The sequence below is a fragment of the Novipirellula methanifontis genome, assembly GCF_052161655.1.
Classification (GTDB): Bacteria; Planctomycetota; Planctomycetia; order Pirellulales; family Pirellulaceae; genus Novipirellula.
On record NZ_CP197418.1, the window covers coordinates 2,594,088 to 2,614,799 of the forward strand.

12 protein-coding genes are annotated in these 20,712 nt (G+C 55.3%); 5 read left to right on the forward strand and 7 right to left on the reverse strand.

The window, feature by feature from the left end; genetic code table 11:
• Positions 1-325: 325 nt before the first annotated feature.
• Positions 326-1,033, reverse strand: a complete 708-nt coding sequence (locus tag SH528x_RS09100; protein WP_442510211.1) for an HAD family hydrolase — start codon at positions 1,031-1,033, stop codon at positions 326-328.
• Between SH528x_RS09100 and SH528x_RS09105 the strand changes: the two genes are divergently transcribed.
• The gene (locus SH528x_RS09105; protein WP_442510212.1) at positions 1,017-2,342 is read left to right on the forward strand and encodes a DUF3754 domain-containing protein; all 1,326 of its coding nucleotides are present in this window, start codon (positions 1,017-1,019) and stop codon (positions 2,340-2,342) included. The genes SH528x_RS09100 and SH528x_RS09105 overlap by 17 nt on opposite strands.
• A 553-nt stretch (positions 2,343-2,895) precedes the next feature.
• Here the strand turns inward: SH528x_RS09105 and SH528x_RS09110 are convergent.
• The 5 genes from SH528x_RS09110 to SH528x_RS09130 form a co-directional block, all read right to left on the reverse strand.
• The gene (locus tag SH528x_RS09110) at positions 2,896-6,474 is read right to left on the reverse strand and encodes an efflux RND transporter permease subunit (protein WP_442510213.1); all 3,579 of its coding nucleotides are present in this window, start codon (positions 6,472-6,474) and stop codon (positions 2,896-2,898) included.
• 191 nt (positions 6,475-6,665) lie between these two features.
• Positions 6,666-7,967, reverse strand: a complete 1,302-nt coding sequence (locus SH528x_RS09115; protein ID WP_442510214.1) for an efflux RND transporter periplasmic adaptor subunit — start codon at positions 7,965-7,967, stop codon at positions 6,666-6,668.
• A gap of 872 nt (positions 7,968-8,839) precedes the next feature.
• Positions 8,840-10,144 carry a hypothetical protein gene (locus SH528x_RS09120; protein WP_442510215.1) on the reverse strand — a complete coding sequence of 435 codons (1,305 nt, stop codon included), beginning with the start codon at positions 10,142-10,144 and terminating at the stop codon, positions 8,840-8,842.
• A gap of 206 nt (positions 10,145-10,350) precedes the next feature.
• On the reverse strand, positions 10,351-11,673 hold the full coding sequence (locus tag SH528x_RS09125) for a lactate racemase domain-containing protein (protein WP_442510216.1): 1,323 nt from the start codon (positions 11,671-11,673) through the stop codon (positions 10,351-10,353).
• The gene (locus SH528x_RS09130; protein ID WP_442510217.1) at positions 11,670-13,607 is read right to left on the reverse strand and encodes a leucine-rich repeat domain-containing protein; all 1,938 of its coding nucleotides are present in this window, start codon (positions 13,605-13,607) and stop codon (positions 11,670-11,672) included. Before SH528x_RS09130 ends, SH528x_RS09125 begins: the two co-directional genes overlap by 4 nt.
• A 241-nt stretch (positions 13,608-13,848) precedes the next feature.
• On the opposite strand from SH528x_RS09130, the gene SH528x_RS09135 reads away from it, so the two are divergent.
• The 3 genes from SH528x_RS09135 to SH528x_RS09145 all read left to right on the forward strand — a co-directional run bounded on the left by SH528x_RS09135 (position 13,849) and on the right by SH528x_RS09145 (position 17,514).
• Positions 13,849-15,405 (forward strand): sulfatase family protein, encoded by a 1,557-nt coding sequence (locus SH528x_RS09135; RefSeq protein ID WP_442510218.1) that lies wholly within the window; start codon positions 13,849-13,851, stop codon positions 15,403-15,405.
• Positions 15,406-15,510: 105 nt separating this feature from the next.
• Entirely contained in the window at positions 15,511-15,783 is a 273-nt protein-coding gene (locus SH528x_RS09140) for a hypothetical protein (protein ID WP_442510219.1), read from the forward strand.
• Between the two features lie 327 nt (positions 15,784-16,110).
• The gene (locus SH528x_RS09145) at positions 16,111-17,514 is read left to right on the forward strand and encodes a DUF1501 domain-containing protein (RefSeq protein WP_442510220.1); all 1,404 of its coding nucleotides are present in this window, start codon (positions 16,111-16,113) and stop codon (positions 17,512-17,514) included.
• Positions 17,515-18,055: 541 nt separating this feature from the next.
• Here the strand turns inward: SH528x_RS09145 and SH528x_RS09150 are convergent.
• A complete protein-coding gene (locus tag SH528x_RS09150; RefSeq protein ID WP_442510221.1) occupies positions 18,056-19,324 on the reverse strand; it encodes an IS1096 element passenger TnpR family protein in 1,269 nt (422 codons plus the stop codon).
• Between the two features lie 233 nt (positions 19,325-19,557).
• On the opposite strand from SH528x_RS09150, the gene SH528x_RS09155 reads away from it, so the two are divergent.
• Positions 19,558-20,619 carry an alpha/beta hydrolase gene (locus SH528x_RS09155; protein ID WP_442512103.1) on the forward strand — a complete coding sequence of 354 codons (1,062 nt, stop codon included), beginning with the start codon at positions 19,558-19,560 and terminating at the stop codon, positions 20,617-20,619.
• The last annotated feature ends 93 nt before the right edge of the window (positions 20,620-20,712 follow it).

A 20,712-nucleotide genomic window follows, 5' to 3' on the forward strand; every position in this document is an offset into this window, starting at 1 on the left:
GCACGATCCACTGCTAACACACCGAGGCCCCACCCAGAGCTTGCTGCCGCTCGCTCTGACCTCCCCAAAACAAGTTTCGGGGAGGTGAAAATGAATTTACCTCCCGTGTGCGGGAGGGTCGGACGCGTTAGCGGCCGGGGAGGGCTGGTTGCACTGTGCTTGCACGATCCACCGCTAACACGCCGGTGCCTCACCCAGAGCTTGCTGCCGCTCGCTCTGACCTCCCCAAAACAAGTTTCGGGGAGGTCAGAGTCCGCATGCGTGCAATGTCGCCCGCTGGAATTCGCTAGTATTGCCGAAAGTCTTGACGACTTCCGCTACAACATCATGCGATTAATTTGTGCAATCTCGGATCCAATAACGAATCGGCGATCAACATCACTCCGCTGAACGATTGGTCTTTGGTGTGCTCGCTTGGCACGGCGACCGTTTGTGCGCCTGCGGCCAATGCCGCAACACATCCATTGCCACTATCTTCGAGAACCAGCATGTCCGACGCAGGGATCTGCATTTTCTCGGCCGCAGACAAATACATCTCGGGGTGCGGTTTGCCATTCACGACGTCGTTCCCGGTCAATACAAACGCAAGTTGATCGGACCAATCAAACGTCGGTAAAATCACGTCGACAAACTTGCGTTGACTGCTGGTCGCCAGCCCAAATGGCAAACCGGATTGCTGTAGCGAGTCCATCCATTGGCTCAGCCCTGGCATCGGACGAAGCTGCTCAGACAACAACGCTCCATACAGTTCATCGGATTCGGCGAGCAGTGCTTCGGGTGAATCTGAAAGATGGTGCATCTCGATCATTTGTGCGATCGCCGACACACCGATGCGGCCCATCATGCGGGCCTGTAATTCACGGCTGTAGCGATATCCTCGCCGCTGCAGTAACGTATCGCCCACTTGCCAGTACAATCGTTCAGTATCAATCAGCAGCCCGTCCATATCGAGTGCCACCCCGCGAACCGGTTTTCGCGCGGCGTCGGATTGCTCGTCGGACGACTGGGAGCCCGTGGTGTCAAAATCGTTCATTGATCGTTTTCTCGTCGAGTGGTCTGTCAATCGTGACGGCGCGACGACACGCCCATTGGGCAGTTCGTTCGGCGACATCAGCGAACTGAGTGCATCGGGACTGATCTCGGACAATCCCGATCACTGGTCCGTCGAGTTGTACTTGCCCGTGGAACCGTCGCGACTGCGTGAATACCTGATCCAGCGAAACGAACTGACCGACTCGCAGCAACAGGTCTTTACCGAAGCGTTCGGGCAAGTCGAAAGCATACTCAATCGGAATAGTGCGGCGTACCACACCGAATTCTCGAAATGGTACTCCGCGCTCGATCCCGACTCAGACCATCGCGACCCGTTGGCGGAGGACTCAAAAGAATCAGCGGACTCGGACGCCGCCCCACCCCAAGACGAAACGCCGGACGCCCCGACAACACATCCTCACATTGGGCCTACCCTAAAACTCTGCGAACGGATGCTGGTCGAAGCCGGATACCGCCGTCTGCAGCAATCCGACATCGAAGCGTGCGTGGGCGTGGCAAGCCAATGGGGCGTCCCGCTGCATGTCGACTTCACCCTGTTCGATCAGTTAGTGGTCTATTCGCGTGGCGATATTGTTGGCACACGCTTTCGCCGCCGGATTCGCACGATGTATCAACGCGAACCGGTCGAAGTTCCCGTGTATCAACGGATGGTCGTGCTGTTCAAACTGCACGACGATGATGTTTCCGAAGAGCAGCTCGCATCGGACTGCTTGCACCTGAGGATGTTTAAAAACATTCCCAAACTAGACGTTGATATGTTGTTGCCAGGAACGCAAGTCCGCATCAGCAAAGTAGACCGAGTTAAAATCATCGTGCCAAGTCTGGGGGGGCTCCTGATGTCGCTTCGCAAATTGGCCCAGTTCATTTTTCTGTTTGCCGCCATCACGCTCTATTCCTCGATGATGTTGGCGGGGTTGATCTTCGCCTCGATCGGCTACATCGTCCGCAGCGTCGTGAGCTATTTCCAGACCAAGAACCGCTACTTGTTGAACTTGGCGAAGAACCTGTACTACCAAAAACTCGATACCAACGCAGGTGTGGGTTACCGTTTGATCCAACAAGCCCGTCAACAGAGTGAAGCCGAGGTGACGCTGGCGTTGTACGGCATCTTGTCAAGCGACACGCCGCTGAGTTCACGCAAACTCCGTCGTCACTGCGAGCGAATGATTCGTGAAGCGGTCAATGTCGAAGTCGACTTTCAAGTCGAGCGATCACTGCAAATCTTGTCGCAAGCTGGCCTGGTCGAACAAGTCGACGGCGAGAACTGGGGCATGAAGATGCGAGGCTGATGAGAGAGTCGATTTCCCAGGCCAAGCGAAATTTACCCTCCCGTGTGCGGGAGGGTCGGACGCGTGAGCGGCCGGGGAGGGCTGGTTGCACTGTGCTTGCACGATCCACCGCTAACACACCGAGGCCCCACCCAGAGCTTGCTGCCGCTTACTCTGACCTCCCCAAAACAAGTTTCGGGGAGGTGAAAATGAATTTACCCTCCCGTGTGCGGGAGGGTCGGACGCGTTAGCGGCCGGGGAGGGTTGGTGGCACTGTGCTTGCACGATCCATCGCTAACACACCGTGGCCCCACCCAGAGCTTGCTACCGCTTACTCTGACCTCCCCAAAACAAGTTTCGGGGAGGTGAAAGTGAATTCACCCTCCCGTGTGCGGGAGGGTCGGACGCGTTAGCGGCCGGGGAGGGCTGGTTGCACTATGCTTGCACGATCCACCGCTAACACACCGAGGCCCCACCCAGAGCTTGCTACCGCTTACTCTGACCTCCCCAAAACAAGTTTCGGGGAGGTGAAACGTTTTAAAGGACAAACAGCCCGCTATGGAAACGACGCCCCTCAACTCATCGCGTGGGCAGCGGAGTGCGCCGGAGCCTTGGCGGGCGTTTCCTGCGAGTCGTCGTCGTCACTCGACGACGCATCTGGATAATTTGATTTCTCGCCTTGTCCGAACGACTCCTTGATGTCCATGAAGATACGGAACAGCGTCGGCACGAACACCAATGTAAAGATCGTCGAAACGAGCAACCCGCCCAACAACACACTGCCCAAACCGCGGTAAAGCTCGCTGCCGGAACCGGGGAACAACACCAACGGGCACAACCCGAGCACCGTCGTTGCCGTGGTCATCAGGATCGGACGCACCCGCGTGCGAACGCTTTCTAGAATCGCATCGCGTGAATTGAAACTTTCTTCTCGCATCAAGTTCAGAGATTGATGCACAATCAAAATTGCGTTGTTCACGACTGTACCGATCAGGATCACAAATCCCAACATCGTTAACACATCAAGAGCTTGCGGCGGCAGCCCCTGCCAGGTCAAGTAAACGCTCAGCATTCTCAACCCCAGGATCCCGCCGACGGCGCCCAGCGGAACACTCATGATGATCACAAACGGATAAATCCAACTCTCAAACAACGCCGCCATCAACAGATATGTAATCAGTAACGCCAGCAGCACGTTCCATCGCAGCGCCAACCATGTATCACGCAGCTTGTCGGCGGTCCCCGACAGCGCAATCTGATAACCGCCTTCGAGTTGCCCCGACGCACGAATCGGATCAATGATTTGCGTTTCAATACGCTGCAACGCGTCCTCCAATGCCATCTCAGGTGGCGGAGACACTTCGATCGTGATTGCCCGCTGTCGCTCGCGATGATTGATCTGCTCGGGACCGCTTGACGATTCGATCCGAGCCAACGAATTCAGTGGCACCAAACGACCACTCGGCGTCGCGATCGGCAGCGACTCGAGATCCTGAATCGAACCCGCTTGATCAGGGCTTCCCACAATCGTCAGATCGATCTTGTCACCGCCGATGTAATAATCGCTGGCAAAGGCACCATCGACCAACGCGTTCACGGCGTAACCCAGACTCGACGCGTTGACGCCCATCTGTTCGGTTTGAAACAGGTAGGGGATCACGTGAGTTTCGGGATTGCTGAGGTCCAAACTAGGCACCGGTCGGGCTTGCGCATTGGGGATCACTGGTTCGCCCATCCCTCCCATCACTTGGCCGAGGACTTGACCGCCGATCCCGACCAGTTTTTCGAGTTCTGGACCAGTGATTTCGACATCGATCGTGCGGCCCGCGGTCAAGCCTTGCTCAAACAAACTCGATTGTTTGGCGATCACAAACGCGCCAGGCAATTTGGAACGCACGCTTTGGATCAGTGGGACCAGTTCGCCGCTTCGCTGCGGATCGACCGACCGCACACCTAAGAAAACTTGTCGTCCGCGAGCAACGTAGAAAAAGTCAAAGATGGCTGGGAATTCAAGATCGTTCGCAGCCGGATCATCCGGATCGATGTCCCAGTAGGGTTTTAAGTGCTCTTCGACGGTTTCGCCAAGGCTCGAAAGTTCATCCAGGTTGTATCCAGGCGGCGGCAAGATGATGCCGAACACCAAGTTGCGATTGCCGGTCGGCAAATATTCGACCTTCGGCCACAACGCGTAACTCAGCCCCACGGTGGCAGCCAACAGCACTGCGATCAATGCTAATCGCCGCAGCAAACTCTGTTGAATCATTCGGTTCGCGCCGACCACCACCAAAACAAACAGCGAGCTGAACCACAAAATCGGATGGACGATCTTTTCGGACACACGCTGCAGTCCATGAGACGCAGGCTTAGCTTGCGACTTTGATTTCGATTTTCCGGGTCTCTCGGTGAGCAACCGGGCGGTGACCGTGGGGATCAATGTGATGCTGACGATCAATGACAAACCAACCGCCGCACTAATCGCCAACGCGATGTCGCGAAACAATTGGCCCGCTTCTTCTTCGACAAACAAGACCGGCAAAAACACCGCCAACGTCGTCAACGTCGACGCCAACACCGCTCCCCACACCTCTTTGGTTCCGCGATACGCCGCGTCATACGGTGAACGTCCGTCTTGGTAATGACGATAGATATTTTCGAGTACCACCACGGCGTTATCGACCAACATGCCAACAGCGAACGCCATCCCCGCCAAACTGATCACGTTCAGCGAACGGCCCCATAGATTCAATAGCAAGAAGGTGCCGATCACACTAATCGGGATCGCCATCCCGACGACCAAAGCACCGCGAGCGAACCAGAACCCCGCTACGATGATCAACGCCAAGGTGATCAAACCGTACCAAGGACTCAGCAACATCGAAGCGACCGTGCTGGCGATAATCAACGGCACAAAGATCAATGTCCGCACGTTCAAGTGCAAAAACAGCATAAGCACCAACATCGTCAGCGTTCCGCCTACCACGATGTTTTGGTTCACCAGTCCCACCGAAGCGTAGATGTATTCAGTTTCGTCATAGACTTGCAGAAGTTGCAATTTGCGGTCACGCAGCAAGTCATCATTCAAATCGTCGACGCCTGTTTTCAGCCCCTCCATGACGTCCAAAACGTTCGCGCCGGTTTCTCGCAGCGCATTGATCGCGATCGCGGATTCGCCAAACCGGCGTACCAACCCGTCGGGCTTTTTGAACCCCAGTTTGACTTCAGCAACGTCGCTGACAAACACCGGCGCCCCGTCACGGATCGCCAGCACTTGCGAATTGACTTGATCAGCATTGCGAAACTGATTCAAAGTGCGAACGACGTAGCGCCGTTTGCCTTCCCAATAATCGCCGCCCGAGGTGTCTTGGTTTTGGTTGCGAAGCACTCGGCGGACATCGTCAATGGTCAAGCTGCGGGCGGCTAATTTCTGAGGATCGATGATGACTTGCATCTCGTCGGTCAAACCGCCAAGCACGTTCGCGTTGGAGACACCGTTGACACGTTCAAGCCGTGCTTCGATATAGTCCTCGGCGAATCGCCGCATTCCGGGAACATTCAAATCGGGTGGCAACAGCGGAGTGACGCCCGGATGATCCTTCGCGATTTGGCGAAGACGCAGCAGTCGCAGCCCCGGATTGTCGCTGCGAAGCACCAGGGCGAGCGGTTCACGGAGATCGGGATGCTCGTCGGCAAAAGCTTGGATCTCTTCGCGTGTCGGCTGCAACGCGCTGAGGATAAACCAGGCGATCGGTCGGTCCGATGAATTGCTAGTCGAGATCACCGGCTGGTCGGCTTCTTCGGGATACTCCGGAACCTGTTGCAACCGGCTGTTGACCTTCAACAGCGCCTCTTCCATGTTCGTGCCGACGAAGAATTCCAGTGCGATACGGCCGCTCGAGTCCATCGATTCGCTGGTCATCTTGGTGACCCCTTCGACACTCTTGAGCTGTTCTTCCTGCTCTTGGATGATCTCGCGTTCGATTTCTTGCGGACTCGCCCCCGGCCAACGCGTTTCGATCGTCAACGTCGGCGTTTGCACCTCGGGGGTCAGTTGCATCGGCATTCCGATCAATGCGATCATGCCGAACAGAATCAGCAGCAAAGCACCGACGGCGACTTTTACTGGATTGCGGATACAGGATTCGATGGGATGCATGCGTTAGGATCGTTTTGCGATAGCGATGATATGGGTGCTGACGAAACGTTGAGATCGCGGCGGACGAACGGTTTATTAGTGTTGTAGCTACGCTCACCAGAACGCGGATTTCCGCCGTCTGGCGACGGCAGCTACATCGAAATCCGACAGTTGTCTTCCGCTCGTCCTAAGCGATCAGCGACGATCAATCGTTAAGGGGTTGCCTGTTGATGCTCCGTAATTTTGACGTCTTGTCCTGGCCGAAGTCGTTCGTTACCGCGGATGACCACGAGGTCGGCCTCACTGAGTTGTCCCGGCACTAAAGGCGTCACCGCAACCCAGCTGCCTTGCGACGGTCCCATCACCACGGGCACCACCATCGCCTTGCCATCAACGACGCGGTAAAGCGTCGGGGCGGCTCCGCCAAGCTGGATAGCATCTTTGGGGACCATCATGCGTGTCTGTTTCTCACTCGTGGGCAGTTTGACTCGGGCCAGCATGCCGGGCAATAAAGGGTGGTTACCATCCACCGCTGCATTCTCCAATCGCACTCGCACCGGGAACGTGCGGGCTAATGGATCGGCTGACGGAACAATTTGATCGACCACCCCTTGGAACGTTTCACCGGGTACCGCTTCCACCAAAACGTCTACTTCATCACCGGGGTGGACAAAATGAATGCTACTCTCGGGCACGTAGACTTCGATTTCCAACGGGTCGATTTCGATGATCGTGGCGACTGGATCTCCTTGGCGAACCCAGGCGCCGGTTTCGGTTAACTCCTTCGCGACAAACCCGTCAAAGGGAGACTTCAGCGTGTACTTTTCGCGGCGGTCTCGCAGTCCTTCGAGCGTCTGAGTCTGCATGTCTACTCGCGCAGCTGCCTGGGCGATCTGTTCTTGCCGTGGTCCTTCGACTACCAACCGGTACGAACTTTCGGTTTGCGCCAACATCGCCTCTGCAACCAAAGCTGCCGCTCGGTCACTCTCGAACTCATCAACCGAGATCCCCGATGATTCGTTGTACAATCGTTCGGCGCGAGCCATTTTGGATCGAGCGTATTCGCGATTGGCTTTGGCTACATCTCGCAACGCTTCGGCCAGCTTGATCTCATCCGGACGCGAACCGTTTTCCAGCTCTTCTAACTCTGCCACCCGGAGCGCCAATTCGGCTTCGGCACCCGCGATCTCAATTTCAATTGTTTTGGTTCGCAATTGGGTAAGCGCCTGGCCCTCCGTGACCGCTTCGCCCGCGTCGACCATGAACTCTAGAACGCGGCCATCGACCGCACTGCCGATCGTACTTACACGCCATGGTTTCACGTTGGCGACAAAAGATTGTTCCGCCGAAATATTCATTTCGACCACCGAGGTGACCACCACCGAGGCCGGGCCACCTTGCGCGAGCAATAGACTGTCGCTTGCGATCAGAAAACTCGCCAGCAATGTCATCGACATCACGGTCGCCGATCTGACAGGAAGACGCGAACAAGAAAAGTACGGAAATTTCGACATCAAAATGATGGGTTGCATTTGAGATGGAGGTGGAAAACGGTGAGTATGTGTATCCTCGCCGTTTGCTGTGACACGACAAACTGATCGAATTCGACCGACGGGATTTGACGGGGGGAACTGGAGACCTGCCTTCGGTAATCCTACATATCATAGGCCGCAAAGTTCGGTCTTCCCACCTTCTAAACCGTTTTGGGCCGTACTTTCTCACCAGAGTGGTGGTGTCGATACTCTGCGGCCAAAAAAAAAACGGCTGTGAGACACTCGAAAGTGTTTCACAGCCGCTTGTCACTTAAACCCGCGAGAGAAGATGCACTCACGTCCCAGCAAACCCACATAAGCTGAGACGATTGTTACCCACTCAAGTTTATCTAGCATCGGGTCGTCCACTTGGTTGACCCATGCCGGCATCATGAACAATCGACCGGATCGTGCTGATACTTCTAGTTGTTCGCGTTGTTTGGTTAGGAAAGCGTCCGTTGAGCGTCAAACCGTAACGATTATGCCGATGGAGTCATCAAAACCGCCTGGAGGTGTCCGTCTGGTGGGGGTACCCCGTTGGATAAGGCCTTCCCCATTAGTAGCGGTGCGGCGCGGGGCCTTGCCCGGTCGCAGCAGGTGAACCGGTCAAATTAGACCGGGCGTCTGTGAGCTGTTGATTTAGTGAGCCGTGACGCGTAAGCGGCCGGGTACCACGCTTTACCTTAGGGTAGCGGAACTCGCGCGAGAGTTTCCAATCGTTCTGCAAATGCAACGAAAGTCTTGACGACTTCCGCTACGACCAACCTTCATTTCCAGCCCGGACAAAGCACTAGCGTGTCGCCTTCTAAAAGGCAGGTTCTTGATGACAGGCTGGAAGCCAATTCCACATTTGGCTAGACGCCGTAGCGATTTCGCAGACAGCGGCGATGCGTCTTGGCCAGGCTGGCGCGAGCGTGTTGCCCGGCCGCTTCGGCTGCTTCAGCAACACGATCCAGTAGCGTTGAATAGCGAGCAAACGAGTCGACGCCGACATCCCAACCCGCTTTCATCAACCGCTCGTGTCGCTGGACTTCGCTCGTCGCCTGGTTGGCTTGATCCATCCAGTACTCAACGACTTGTTGGCGACACGACTGAGTGTTGGTGGCCAGCAGGCTAGAAAGATATTTTGAATCCGCGACTCGATTGGAATCAAGTTTCTGCAATCGCGCGACCGAAAACTTGGCCGCATCTTGCTGCATCCAATGACTGTTCATACGGACGGCCTGATCGGTAAAGCTCGACGCGTTTGCTCCCTGTTGATACGTATCGATCGCTGCGGCCGAATCTCCACGACGCTCGATCGCATAACCAAGCAGGTCCCATGCCCAGGCGATTTGGCGAGCCGAATCCGATGTCGAGTCGATCACGGCGCGGCAATGCGTCTCGACAGCCGACCAATCTTGCTCGCCGCGATCTTGGTCGCTGAGCTTTAGTTTTTCTTTGAGCAAATTCCAGGCGTCGCCAGGCATCCGCCCCGCATCAAACATCCACGAAACACAATCGTTCCACGACAGCCCGATCTGGTTGGCAAGCTTGCCGTTGAGCCGGCTGGCCCAAGGTTGGTGCATCGCATCTTGGACCAATTCGCACCTCACCGCTTCGCAGGCAATGTTTTCGCGGAGCAGGACCTCGGCGGACTCTTGTGAACCAGTCTGTTCGGCCAACAGTTCGCGAATCGCCTTATTTTGATGTTCAAATGCCCAGTGAACGAAGGGATCGTTCAGCGGGTCAAAATTTTGCTTGGGATTTTCGGCGGGAATGGCCAATCGTCGCCGCGGGCCGGGCAATCGCTCGACCACCGCCTCGAAAACAATCGCGTCGGCTAACCGCTTGCCCCAGGGCATCCAATCGCCCCCGCCATGAAACCACTGGACCATTTCGCCCATCTGATTGTTCGCATCAGCACGAACACAGACCCAATTGCCATCGGAGTCGCCAAGAATGGGCAACAGATCGCAGGGCATCAGCCCAGGCCAAATTTCATCCGGAGCATCCGAAAGCAACACATCGGCGGGGATCGGCAGGCGAAATTCGCCCGTTCCTTGCCGTTTCCAGATTTCACGGTCCAGCCAATCGGCCAAATCAGGTGCCAATACGCACTGATATCGCTCGGAAATCCGTTCAGACCACGGGGTCGGCTGTGAAACGACGTCAGACAATGGGGACCGAAAGTTCAGGAGGACGCAGTAAAATGTATCGATCGGGGAAAAAATCGCAGGATCGCTCGGAAACACCGCCGTGATTTTGGGTAGACAAGGCCGTTTAGCGTAGCGAATTTGCCGCCCCGTCCACAAGAGGAGCGAGCGACCGGGAAACACGGCAATCCCGAAGAATCAACCGCCCTCCAAGCCCACGCCCGCCTCTTTTATCCGATTTCCAACATCGGCTGCAAGTTTCCCTCGTTATCGAACGTTAGCGGCTTCAGGTCGCTGAGAGGCTGTAAATCGACTCCGCATGGCTTCCGTCCGGTCGCCTCACCATCCGTCGCCACCTCGTCCCAGTAGGCTTCGCTGCAAACCAACTCGCTCAGATCGAGCGTGTCTCGGATCCAGACCCAGCGTAATTGCTCGCGTGTCCGCTTGCCGACTTGTCCCATCGCCGCAATTAATGCCTCGCGATCGGAGTCAAAGTGTATCGGAACAGCACCTGCTGACGCATGCATACTGGTCAAACAATTGATGCGAGTCTTATCGTAATCGATCTTTTCAATTACGCGGCGATGACAAAATTCAGCGACTCCGATGCCTGCGGCATTTCCAGCGGATTTGTCGCTGAGATCACGCACATAGATCTGTTTAACTTTGGGGAACTCATCCGCCGCCGCGATCTTGTCGTTCCATTTGCGGCCCACCACGTTGGTGTCCATTCCGGTACCGCTGATCTCTTTGCCAATCCGGTCCACGATCAATAGATCGACATGGTCAAACGGCAACCGCGGCATCCGCTCGCGAGCCATCGTCAACAGTCGTGGTTCGGCCGCGAGAAACTCGGCCGGCTCGACCGCTTCGACATGCGACACCTGGTCGAACGCGTCTTCGATGATCGCTAGCCCGAGCGAGATCGGCGTAGCGACTTGAATCATCGGTACAATTTCCGCTGCCATCGCATCCAAACAGTAATTGGCATCCGCCATCGCTTGATGATAGACGATCGCGCCTTGGTGTTTACCCAATCCGATCATCAACATTTTGGCCAGCCCGCTCTCGTAGCGGCCGACCAAACGCGTGTGAGGCTTGATCCGGTTCAGCACCACGACGTGATCCATCTGGCTGGCGATCTTGTCAAAGTGAACGTCCAGTCCCGCAGACGAAGTGCCAACTACGATCGTGTCCAGCGAAGAACGGATCTCACAGCCCACTACCGCTTCCTCGATTCCCAAGGAGCGCAACAACGCGGCTTGTCCTTCGGCAGTCGCACCGCCATGACTGCCCATCGCCGGCACGATCACGGGAACTCCGCCGCACCGTTTGATAAAATCAACCACGGCCGAAACTATCGTCGGCAAGTCCGCGATCCCGCGACTGCCGACCGCAATCGCAACCGTTTGCCCCGGACGAAGCCGGCTTGTCAAAGTTGAATTGCGAATCGCGGCACCGACCGATTGGCGGACATCGTCCAGCGCGAGCGAGGCGAAGTGTTGACGGAGCCGGAAACATTGCGGCAGTTGTGATTCCACGGGATGAGTCATTGCACGCGTAGCTCCAGCGGATTGAGCTTGACGTTGGGGCGAGCTCGTTTGAATTGTTCAAGCCGAGCGTCGGTGACCTTAGTTTGCTGGACGTCCAGGACTTCCAATTTCGGCAACGACTCGATCACATCCATCGCCGCATCAGACACCTTGGTCTTGGTCAACCACAAAGTTCGCAGCTCGCTCAACCCGCTAATCGCCTGGATCAAAGAGTCGTCGATCACAGCAAAACTCAAATCGAGTTCCTCGAGCTTCTTGGCGTTTTTCAAAGGATCGGCGATACGGTTGTCGACTGCGGTCGCCTCGAGACTTAACTGAGTCAGTGATGTGGCGCTGGTCAAAACGGAGTTCACCACGTCGGAATCGATTTGGCGATTTCGAGAAAGATCCAGCCAATCGAGTTCAGGCAATTTTGGGAAACTTTCGATCCCATCGGCCGTGATTTCGCATGACGACAGGCACAACCGTTTTGTCGTTGGATCGGGCGGATTGCGTTTGAGATCTTCGTCATTGACGGTCAAAAACGACCGCATCGGCTGCACGCCCGTGTCGGGGGCGGGAACGTCCGGGTACGGCGACTGGATTCCGTATAGTTCGCCCAATCGATGATAGATCCATTTTCGGTTTTCGACATTTCCACCGTCAAGCAATTGATGCGTGTGGGCGATCGAATGTGCGTAGTAGCGAGCCAAATCGGGTCGCTGTTGAGCCTGCAGTCGGCCTTCGGGTTCCAACTCCGAAAGCGGCATAAAATCGCCACCGACCAGCGTGCGGTAACGAGCATATTGCAACCGCGAAGCGTCCCATCCGCCAAGCGTCGCGCGGCTCGGGTGTAACTGCAACGATTCAAAGTAGCCGGCAATGCCTTCGATCAACCAGAACCCAGCGTCTTCGCCGGGCATCTTGTCGACCGCCGATCGGCTGGTCCGTGTTCGCGTGGATCGAGTTGCTTCGCGAAACAACTGATGAGTCAGTTCGTGGCGGCGTGTCGCTTCGGTTTCGTCGTGGCCGGCAAACAGGAACGTCGTGCGATTCTCGTCGCTATAAAAACCAGTGGAACGTTCGATCCCTGGAATCGCCTTCGCAAGAGTCGCAGCGTATTCGTTTGCATCACGAAAAAGTACGACTGTCATTTTCGTACGCGTGGAAAGCCGTGACGTTTTTTTGCTCAGATGATCGGCGATCGATGTTCCCGGCGTCCAGTCGGCAAACGCCAGCGAGACTTGCTGATTGCCTTCCCACAACGGAAAGAACATCTGTGTCCAAATCCAATAGCACTGTTCCAGGTCAACGGCGACTCTCTGTGAATCGGCGTCCGAAGCGCGGCTATAGATGGTAAAGTGAGGCGATTCGAACTGCTGGTAACTGCCGCGTCGCCATTGCAACCACGAAGGGGCCGAACGACCACGAGCCGACCTAATCTCAATTGTTCCGCTCAGCGGTAATCCAAGAAAGCGGCGAATCGATCGGTCGCTTGGATCGGCGGCATGAGCCAACCAAAGTTGGCTGTAAGCACGCCAAGCCGGGTCGGACGTCGCCGGAGCCCCCCCCGCCGCCGCAGGATTTCCAAGCATGGCTTGATTGGCAAAGGTCGCGTCTTCCCATTTTGCCGGATCCATGGCGGCAGCATCCGCCGGCAACGCGACCGCAAACGTCGTCCGGTCAGCGGCCAACGACGGCGTTACCATCGTAATCCATATTGCGATCACTGCGATGGCAGAACAAACACGCCGCATCAAATTGTGAGCCGAGGGCGCTAGCCGCGGGCCATCTACTTTGGCACTAACCAGGTGGTTTTGTAGCGGTGCGGCGCAAGCCGCCCGGTCGAATTCGAACGTTTTTTCACGCTGCAACCGGACAAGTCCCCGCGTTGAACCGCTAAATGGTTGGACTCGCAAACGAAAAACTTGAAATTGATGCAACGTATTCGCCATCTGATTGTGGATCTATTAAACTAACGCTCTGTCGAAGGTGGATTTTAAGGTAGCGGAACTCGCGCGTGAGTTTCGGATTGTTAGGCAATTGCAACGAGAGTCTTGACGACTTCCGCTACGATGATCCCTCGTTTTTGGTCCTGACAAAACGCGAGGGGGCCACTCCTTGAAGCTTCCTCCATCGTTCATGCCACGATTGATATCGATGCCGTTCCCCTCCAACCCCATACCTTCCCGTCCCATGCAATATCCTTCTCGCTTCGGATCGCTGATCACGCGTCTTGCAATACTGACGCTTGCCCCGATCCTTTCATTATGCTCGCTCAGCGGTCTTGGCGCAGCCGAACGCAATGTGATTTTCATCATTACCGACGACGAGAGTCCGACATTGGGTTGCTATGGCGATCCGGTTGCCAAGACTCCCGCGATCGATGCGATCGCAGCGGACGGCATGTTGTTTCGCAATGCGTTTGCCACCACCGCTTCGTGTAGCGCCAGTCGCAGTGTGGTGATGAGCGGATTGCACAACCATCGTAACGGACAATTCGGTCACCAACACCACTACCACAAATTTGCTTCGTTTCATGACGTGGTGGGTTTGGCGATGCCGCAAGTGATGAAAAACGCAGGCTATCGCACGGGACAGATTGGCAAGTACCACGTTGCGCCCGAGGCGGTCTATCATTTTGAAACCTACCTGAAAGGCAATCCCCGCAACGCCGTCGAAATGGCGAATGCCAGTAGCGACTTCATCACTGATTCGGGCGACGATCGTCCTTTCTTTTTGTACTTCGCAACCTCCGACCCGCATCGTGGCGGTGGCGTGGACAAAACCAGCAAATTGGAACTGAAGGCCGACCTGTTTGGCAACAAACCCAACCGCAAAGCGTACCCCGGCGTGGAAGAGGTTTTCTACGATCCTGCGGACGTTGTCGTGCCACCGTTTTTGCCCGACACGCCTGAGACCCGCGAAGAGTTGGCTCAGTACTATCAGTCGTGCTCGCGGATTGATCAAGGCGTTGCTCGCTTGGTTGAAATCTTGAAGGCCAACGATCTTTACGACAAGACGATGCTGGTCTTTACCGCCGACCACGGCATGGCGTTCGCCGGTGGCAAAACAACGGTTTACGAAGGTGGCTTGCGAGTCCCCTTCGTGGTTCGCGATCCCTACCAAAGCGAACGTGGGGGCGAATCCGATGCACTGATCAGCCACATCGACATTACTCCGTCGATCCTCGATTTCGCGGGTGGCTTGGATCCCAAAACCAACGGTCCTAAAAATCCAATCAACGTCAAAAAGTATTGGGCCGAGCGTGACGAGGCGATGATGGACAACCGTGACGGCGGACAGAAATTCGACTCCTACCACGGCAAATCATGGATGCACTGTTTGGCCAATCCGGCCGAATCGCATCATGAAACAATTTTCGCCTCACACACGTTTCATGAAATCCAGATGTACTACCCGATGCGAGTCGTTCGTGATGACAAGTACAAGTTGATTTGGAATATTGCGTATCCGTTGCCGTACCCGTTCGCTTCGGATTTGTGGTCCGCCAGCAGCTGGCAAGCTCAGTGGAAGAAGGGTCCCGACGCGCCGTACGGCAATAAAACAGTGAACGGCTATGTTCACCGCCCCCAATTCGAGCTGTATGACATCGCGGCCGATCCGAACGAAACGAGCAATTTGGCCGACAGCGAAGGGCACAAAGATATCCTGGAACGTTACAAGGCCAAGCTGAAGGCGATGCAGAAAGAGATGCAGGATCCTTGGATCATGAAATGGGATTACGAATAGCGTTGGCAGGCAACTGCCGATGTTTTCGTTGCGTGGTCGCATTGCGGCAACTATCCTAAGGGCCCCACGTTTTCCTTCGTTCCTCGTGAGTTTTGCCATCTATCGATGATCTATTTCATACTCTGGGTCGTCTTTCTGTTAGCGGTCATCCTGGCGGTACCGATTGTATCGCTGATGGGCAACCGTAAACCACGAGAGCCCAAGGCAGCCGCCGACCCCGAGGCCATACCCGAGGAAGCGGAAGAGCAAGCGTTCGGCGAAAACGAAGGTTTTGCCGGTGACGAGGTCGTGGCCGAAGTGCCCGCGGATGACGGATTTGGCGGTGAACCGATGATGGGCGGCGACGATGCGTTTGAAGGGTTCGAAGAGCTGAAATAGCCACGGGGGGGCGTGGCTTATTGGCTGCATGGGTAGCGGCACGGCGCGAGCCGTCCGGTTGCAGCGTGAAAAAACGTAAGATTTCGACCGGGCGGCTTGCGCCGCAACGCTACAAAGCCCACCCAATTGGTGTCAAAGTAGATGGCATTGGGCTAGCGGCTACGGCTCAATGTGAATGCACGTGTCTCGGTGCGTGATCGCAAAAATTGCCCACGACACGCTGGCAAGATCCGTTAGAATAAGAGCGTCCTCAAAATCCCCCCTCTCGCTCGCTCCCGCCTTCCCTTCCTCCCTTCCTCCCTTCCTCCCTTCCTTAAGTGCGATTCGATGAATCCCTTTTCGTCTTCAATTTCGCGTCGTGAAATGTTGCGCCGATGTGGTACCGGATTCGGCGCGGTCGCGTTGGGCGACATGCTCAGCCGAGACGCGATGGCCACAGGATCCTCACCGCTGCAGTTTCCTGCCAAAGCAAAATACGTCATCCATTTGTTCATGAACGGCGGGCCGAGCCATGTCGACACGTTCGATTACAAACCGGCATTGGCCAAATTCGATGGCAAATCGGCGCCGACGGGGACGCTGAAGACAGAACGTCCGACTGGCAACGTGATGGGATCTCCGTTCAAATTCAAACCGTACGGCGAAAGCGGAATCCACGTCAGCGAACTGTTTGCCAAGACGGCCGAGCATATCGATGACATCTGCGTGATCAATTCCATGCACGCGGATGTGCCCAATCATGAACCCTCGCTGATGTTGATGAATACGGGCGAATCACGACTGGTCCGCCCCAGTGTCGGATCGTGGATGACGTATGGTCTGGGCAGCGAGAATGAAAATCTGCCTTCGTTCATCGTTATGTGTCCAGGCGGCTACCCGATCAAAGAGTCTCAAAATTGGCAGAACAGCTTTCTGCCGGGCAAGTATCAGGGAACCTATATCGATTCGAGTCACGAGCGTGTCGACAAACTGATCGACAATATTCGCTCGCCAGGGGTCGCGGAATATGATCAGCGTCAACAATTAGATCTGTTGGCCTCGATCAACCAACAGCATGCAGCGCAGCGTCCCGAAGACCCACGATTGGAATCACGAATCCAGTCGTTCGAACTTGCATATCGGATGCAATACGAAGCGACTGATGCGTTTGATGTTTCGCGAGAGACATCGGCGGTACTGGACGCCTATGGGCCAGGTGATTTTGCGCGTCAAACCTTGATCGCCCGCCGGTTGGTCGAACGCAGCGTACGGTATGTTCAGCTCTACACCGGAGCCGGACAACCGTGGGACAACCATGACGACTTGAACGTCGGCCACAAGCGGCTCGCAGGCCAAGTTGACCAGCCCATTGCGGCATTGTTGGCCGATCTGAAACGCCTCGGTTTGCTCGACGAAACACTGGTGATTTGGGGTGGCGAGTTTGGCCGGACGCCCGTGGTGGAAATGCCCAAAGAAGGCTCGAACCAAGGCAAGATGAATGGTCGAGACCACAACCATCATGGCTTCACCATGTGGATGGCCGGCGGCGGTGTCAAAGGTGGCCAGACGATTGGAACGACGGACGAAATCGGTTTCAAAGCGGTCGAAAACCGCGTCCACGTTCACGACCTACATGCCACGATGCTGAAGTTGATGGGATTTGATCACAAGAAATTGACCTACCGCTACGCCGGTCGCGATTTCCGGCTGACCGACGTCCACGGCCGCATCATCGACGACGTGATCGCCTAGTCACACTCGTTCCGAACGAAGTGAGACTGCTGATATTGTTAGCGGCTTTGGCGCTAGCCACCGTTCCGTTGTTCAACAAACGCCTCTTCAAAAAAACGCACCGGAACCGGCCAACGCTGTGAAGCATTTTTTCTTATAAAATTTATGCCAGTTTGATGTAGCGGAAGTCGTCAAGACTTTCGTTCGATGGTGTATGTCCCCCAAAACTCTTGACGAGTTCCGCTACAGAACGTAAAAGCCGTAATTTGCCGGCTAAGAATGCTTCATATTGGGCACTAGCCCCGGTTGGGTGTCGACGAAACCGTGGCTAGCGGGCGGTTGATTTAGTGAGCCGTGACGCGTGAGCGGCCGGGTTCCACGCGTTACCCGGTGCCTTACGGCCCACGGCTCACCAATGCGATTCGCATTTCGATCAAATCAACAGCCCGCGAGTGCCAAAACGGCTAACTATTTCAGCAGTCTCGAAATTGGTGAGAGAGGTAGCAGAAAAGCCATCGCAACCAACAAACCACTACAACCTAAAAATTGGAACAGTCCAAGCTCATCCTTGCGTTGAATCGCCCTCGCCCTCGCCCTCGTCGCCATCCTCTTCTTCATCATCCTCGTCATCCCATTCATCTTCGAATGGGTATTGTTTGGGTGCCTCTCCGAATCGATCGGTGATCTTCGGCTCCTCGTACACTTCGGGCAGATCGCTTAAGTCTTCGATCAAGACATTGAATTTCCAATCATCGCCAAAGTCAAAGTGAAAGAGCATCGATTCGCCCTTCCCGATGGGAAGATGCCCCAGCATCATTTCGTCGGCGAGGTAATCGCCTTCCCTAAGCTGCGGGCAAATGACGGTCTCTTTCTGGCCACGTTCGTTGCGATATTCAAACTGGTAAAGGTGATCGAATTCAAAATCGAAAGATTCGATGATCAGCCCCGCAAGCTCCTCGAGGGTCGTCTCGTCCGGAGCCACGATCCGCCGCCAGGCATCACCCCAGGATACTTTTAGTGTGAACTGAAACTCTTGAAACTCAGCTTCGGGCTCTTTCAACGTTTTGTTCCACTCTGGAAAGAAGGGCCTGAACGTGGCCTGAAATTCCTCGTCACGGCCTGAGGCACGACTCTTTATCCCGCAGCACGCAGAGAACATCGCATCTCCGAACGGCAATCGCTCGACCCACTCAAGCTCAGCCGACTTTCCGGCTTTGGCTTGGGATGCATACGTTAGTCGCAGCCAACCAAATTGCTGCATCAAGCTGTATGCAACGTGCGAATCGATCCCAGGATCATCGTGAATGGGTGTTTTACGCTTATTTAAACTCAAGTAGGCGTTTCCGAATTCACGTTGCAAACCACCCGAATGCATGCCACGCTCTCCAATCATCTCGAAAGAGGCGGTCGTCATACAGCTGCTGAGCAATGTCATGTATTGATCTGTGGGCTCCAGCGATTCCCACTGCGCTCGCATTGCTGGATCGATCAAAATCCTGCGTTTCGGCTTGGTTTCTCCCACGGCTAACCCGCTGCCGCGCAGCAATAAAAACAGCCCCATCAGAGCGGGAAACGATCTCAGTTGCGGTCGCTTGATATTGTGAACTAGCGGCGTGGTGAGCCGTTGGTTTAATTCATCGAGCCGACCTTGCGGCAAGACAAAATACTTGCTGGTCGTCGGCAATCCCTCACCAATCGCCTCGATCAACATTTGGATATCGATCAAAATCGAGCCAGGATCCCCTTTTTCAATCGTTTGTTTGCGAAGGATATCTGCATTCGGCTTTGTCAGATCGTTCACGTAAAGATTGCGTATTTCGTCGGCCAGCATGTTGTTTCCCGATGATTGTTGATTCTCGAATCCCCCAAGGTTTTGCTCAGCAGTGGACCCTTTTGCTGCGGGTAAAATCGAGTCTTTCGATCGCCCCGCGATTTCTTTGCGAACTCGATAACGTGGGGCGGGGATTCTAAGTAGAATAGCGTCCCCTCTGAGACGTTTGTAGACAAGTCGTCCAACGTCCCTTGCGTCCCCCCCACTATCTCTTCGCAAAGTTCTCGATGTTCATGAAATCAATCGTTCATTTGACGTCCACTGGCTGTTTCATCGCCCTCCTTGCCATCCCGGTGAACTGCAGTCCCGTTTCGGCAGCGGACACCGATTCCGAAAATCTTGGGACCGAGGGCAATGGCAACCACGTCGTCGGCCCCGATTACTCGATCGATCCCGATTTGACGGACCGAGGAAATCCGAAGGGCAAGTATTTTGAATTCACGATGCCGCTTGCCGACAGCAAGATTTTTGCGGGCACGGACACCACGCTGAATCCAAAAAAGGAAGTTCGCAAAGAACGAAAGATTTTTGTCTATGTACCCGCAGCTTACGTCGATGGCACGAAGGCACCGATCTTGGTCACGATGGATGGTCCGAGCCGATTGGATTTGGTCCGCAACGCACTGGATAATCTGACGATCTCAAAAGATCCCAAACGTACGCTGCCGGCCTTTATCGCGATCGCGGTCGAAAACGGAGGCAACGATGGCAAGGGAAGCGAACGAGGACTGGAATATGACACGATGTCCGACCGCTATGCCCGGTTCATTAACGACGAAGTTCTGCCTGCCGTGCTCAACAACCCGAAAATCAAAGCGGCCTATCCCAACATTGCCTTCACCGAAAATCCGTGGGGCAAGGCCGCGATGGGGTGCAGTTCCGGAGGCGCCGCGGCGCTAACGATGGGCTGGTTTCGCCCCGACTTGTTTCGCCGCTTGATCACCTACTCGGGCACCTTTGTTGACCAACAAGATGACGACGCTCCCGAAGAAGCCGATTACCCGTTGGGAGCCTGGGAGTACCATTCGAGCATGAAGTTAATCGCAAACAGCGAAAAGAAACCGCTGCGGATCTTTACGCATGTTTCCGAGAACGACAACCGCGCGAACGATCCCGAAGGAACGCATCACAATTGGGTGATGGCCAATCAGCGGACCGCCGCAGCCCTCAAAGCCAAAGGTTACGATTATCGTTACGTGTTCAGTCGAGCGACACGGCACTGTGACCGCAAAGTGTTCGAGCGAACGCTCGCCGATACGCTGGTGTGGATGTGGCGAGGCTATCACGCCGAGTAATCACAAATTTCAACAGTGAGCCGTGGGCCGTAAGGCACCGGATAATGCGTGGCGTGGGACTTCCGGTAACGTTATGCGATCAGCTTCGAGTCC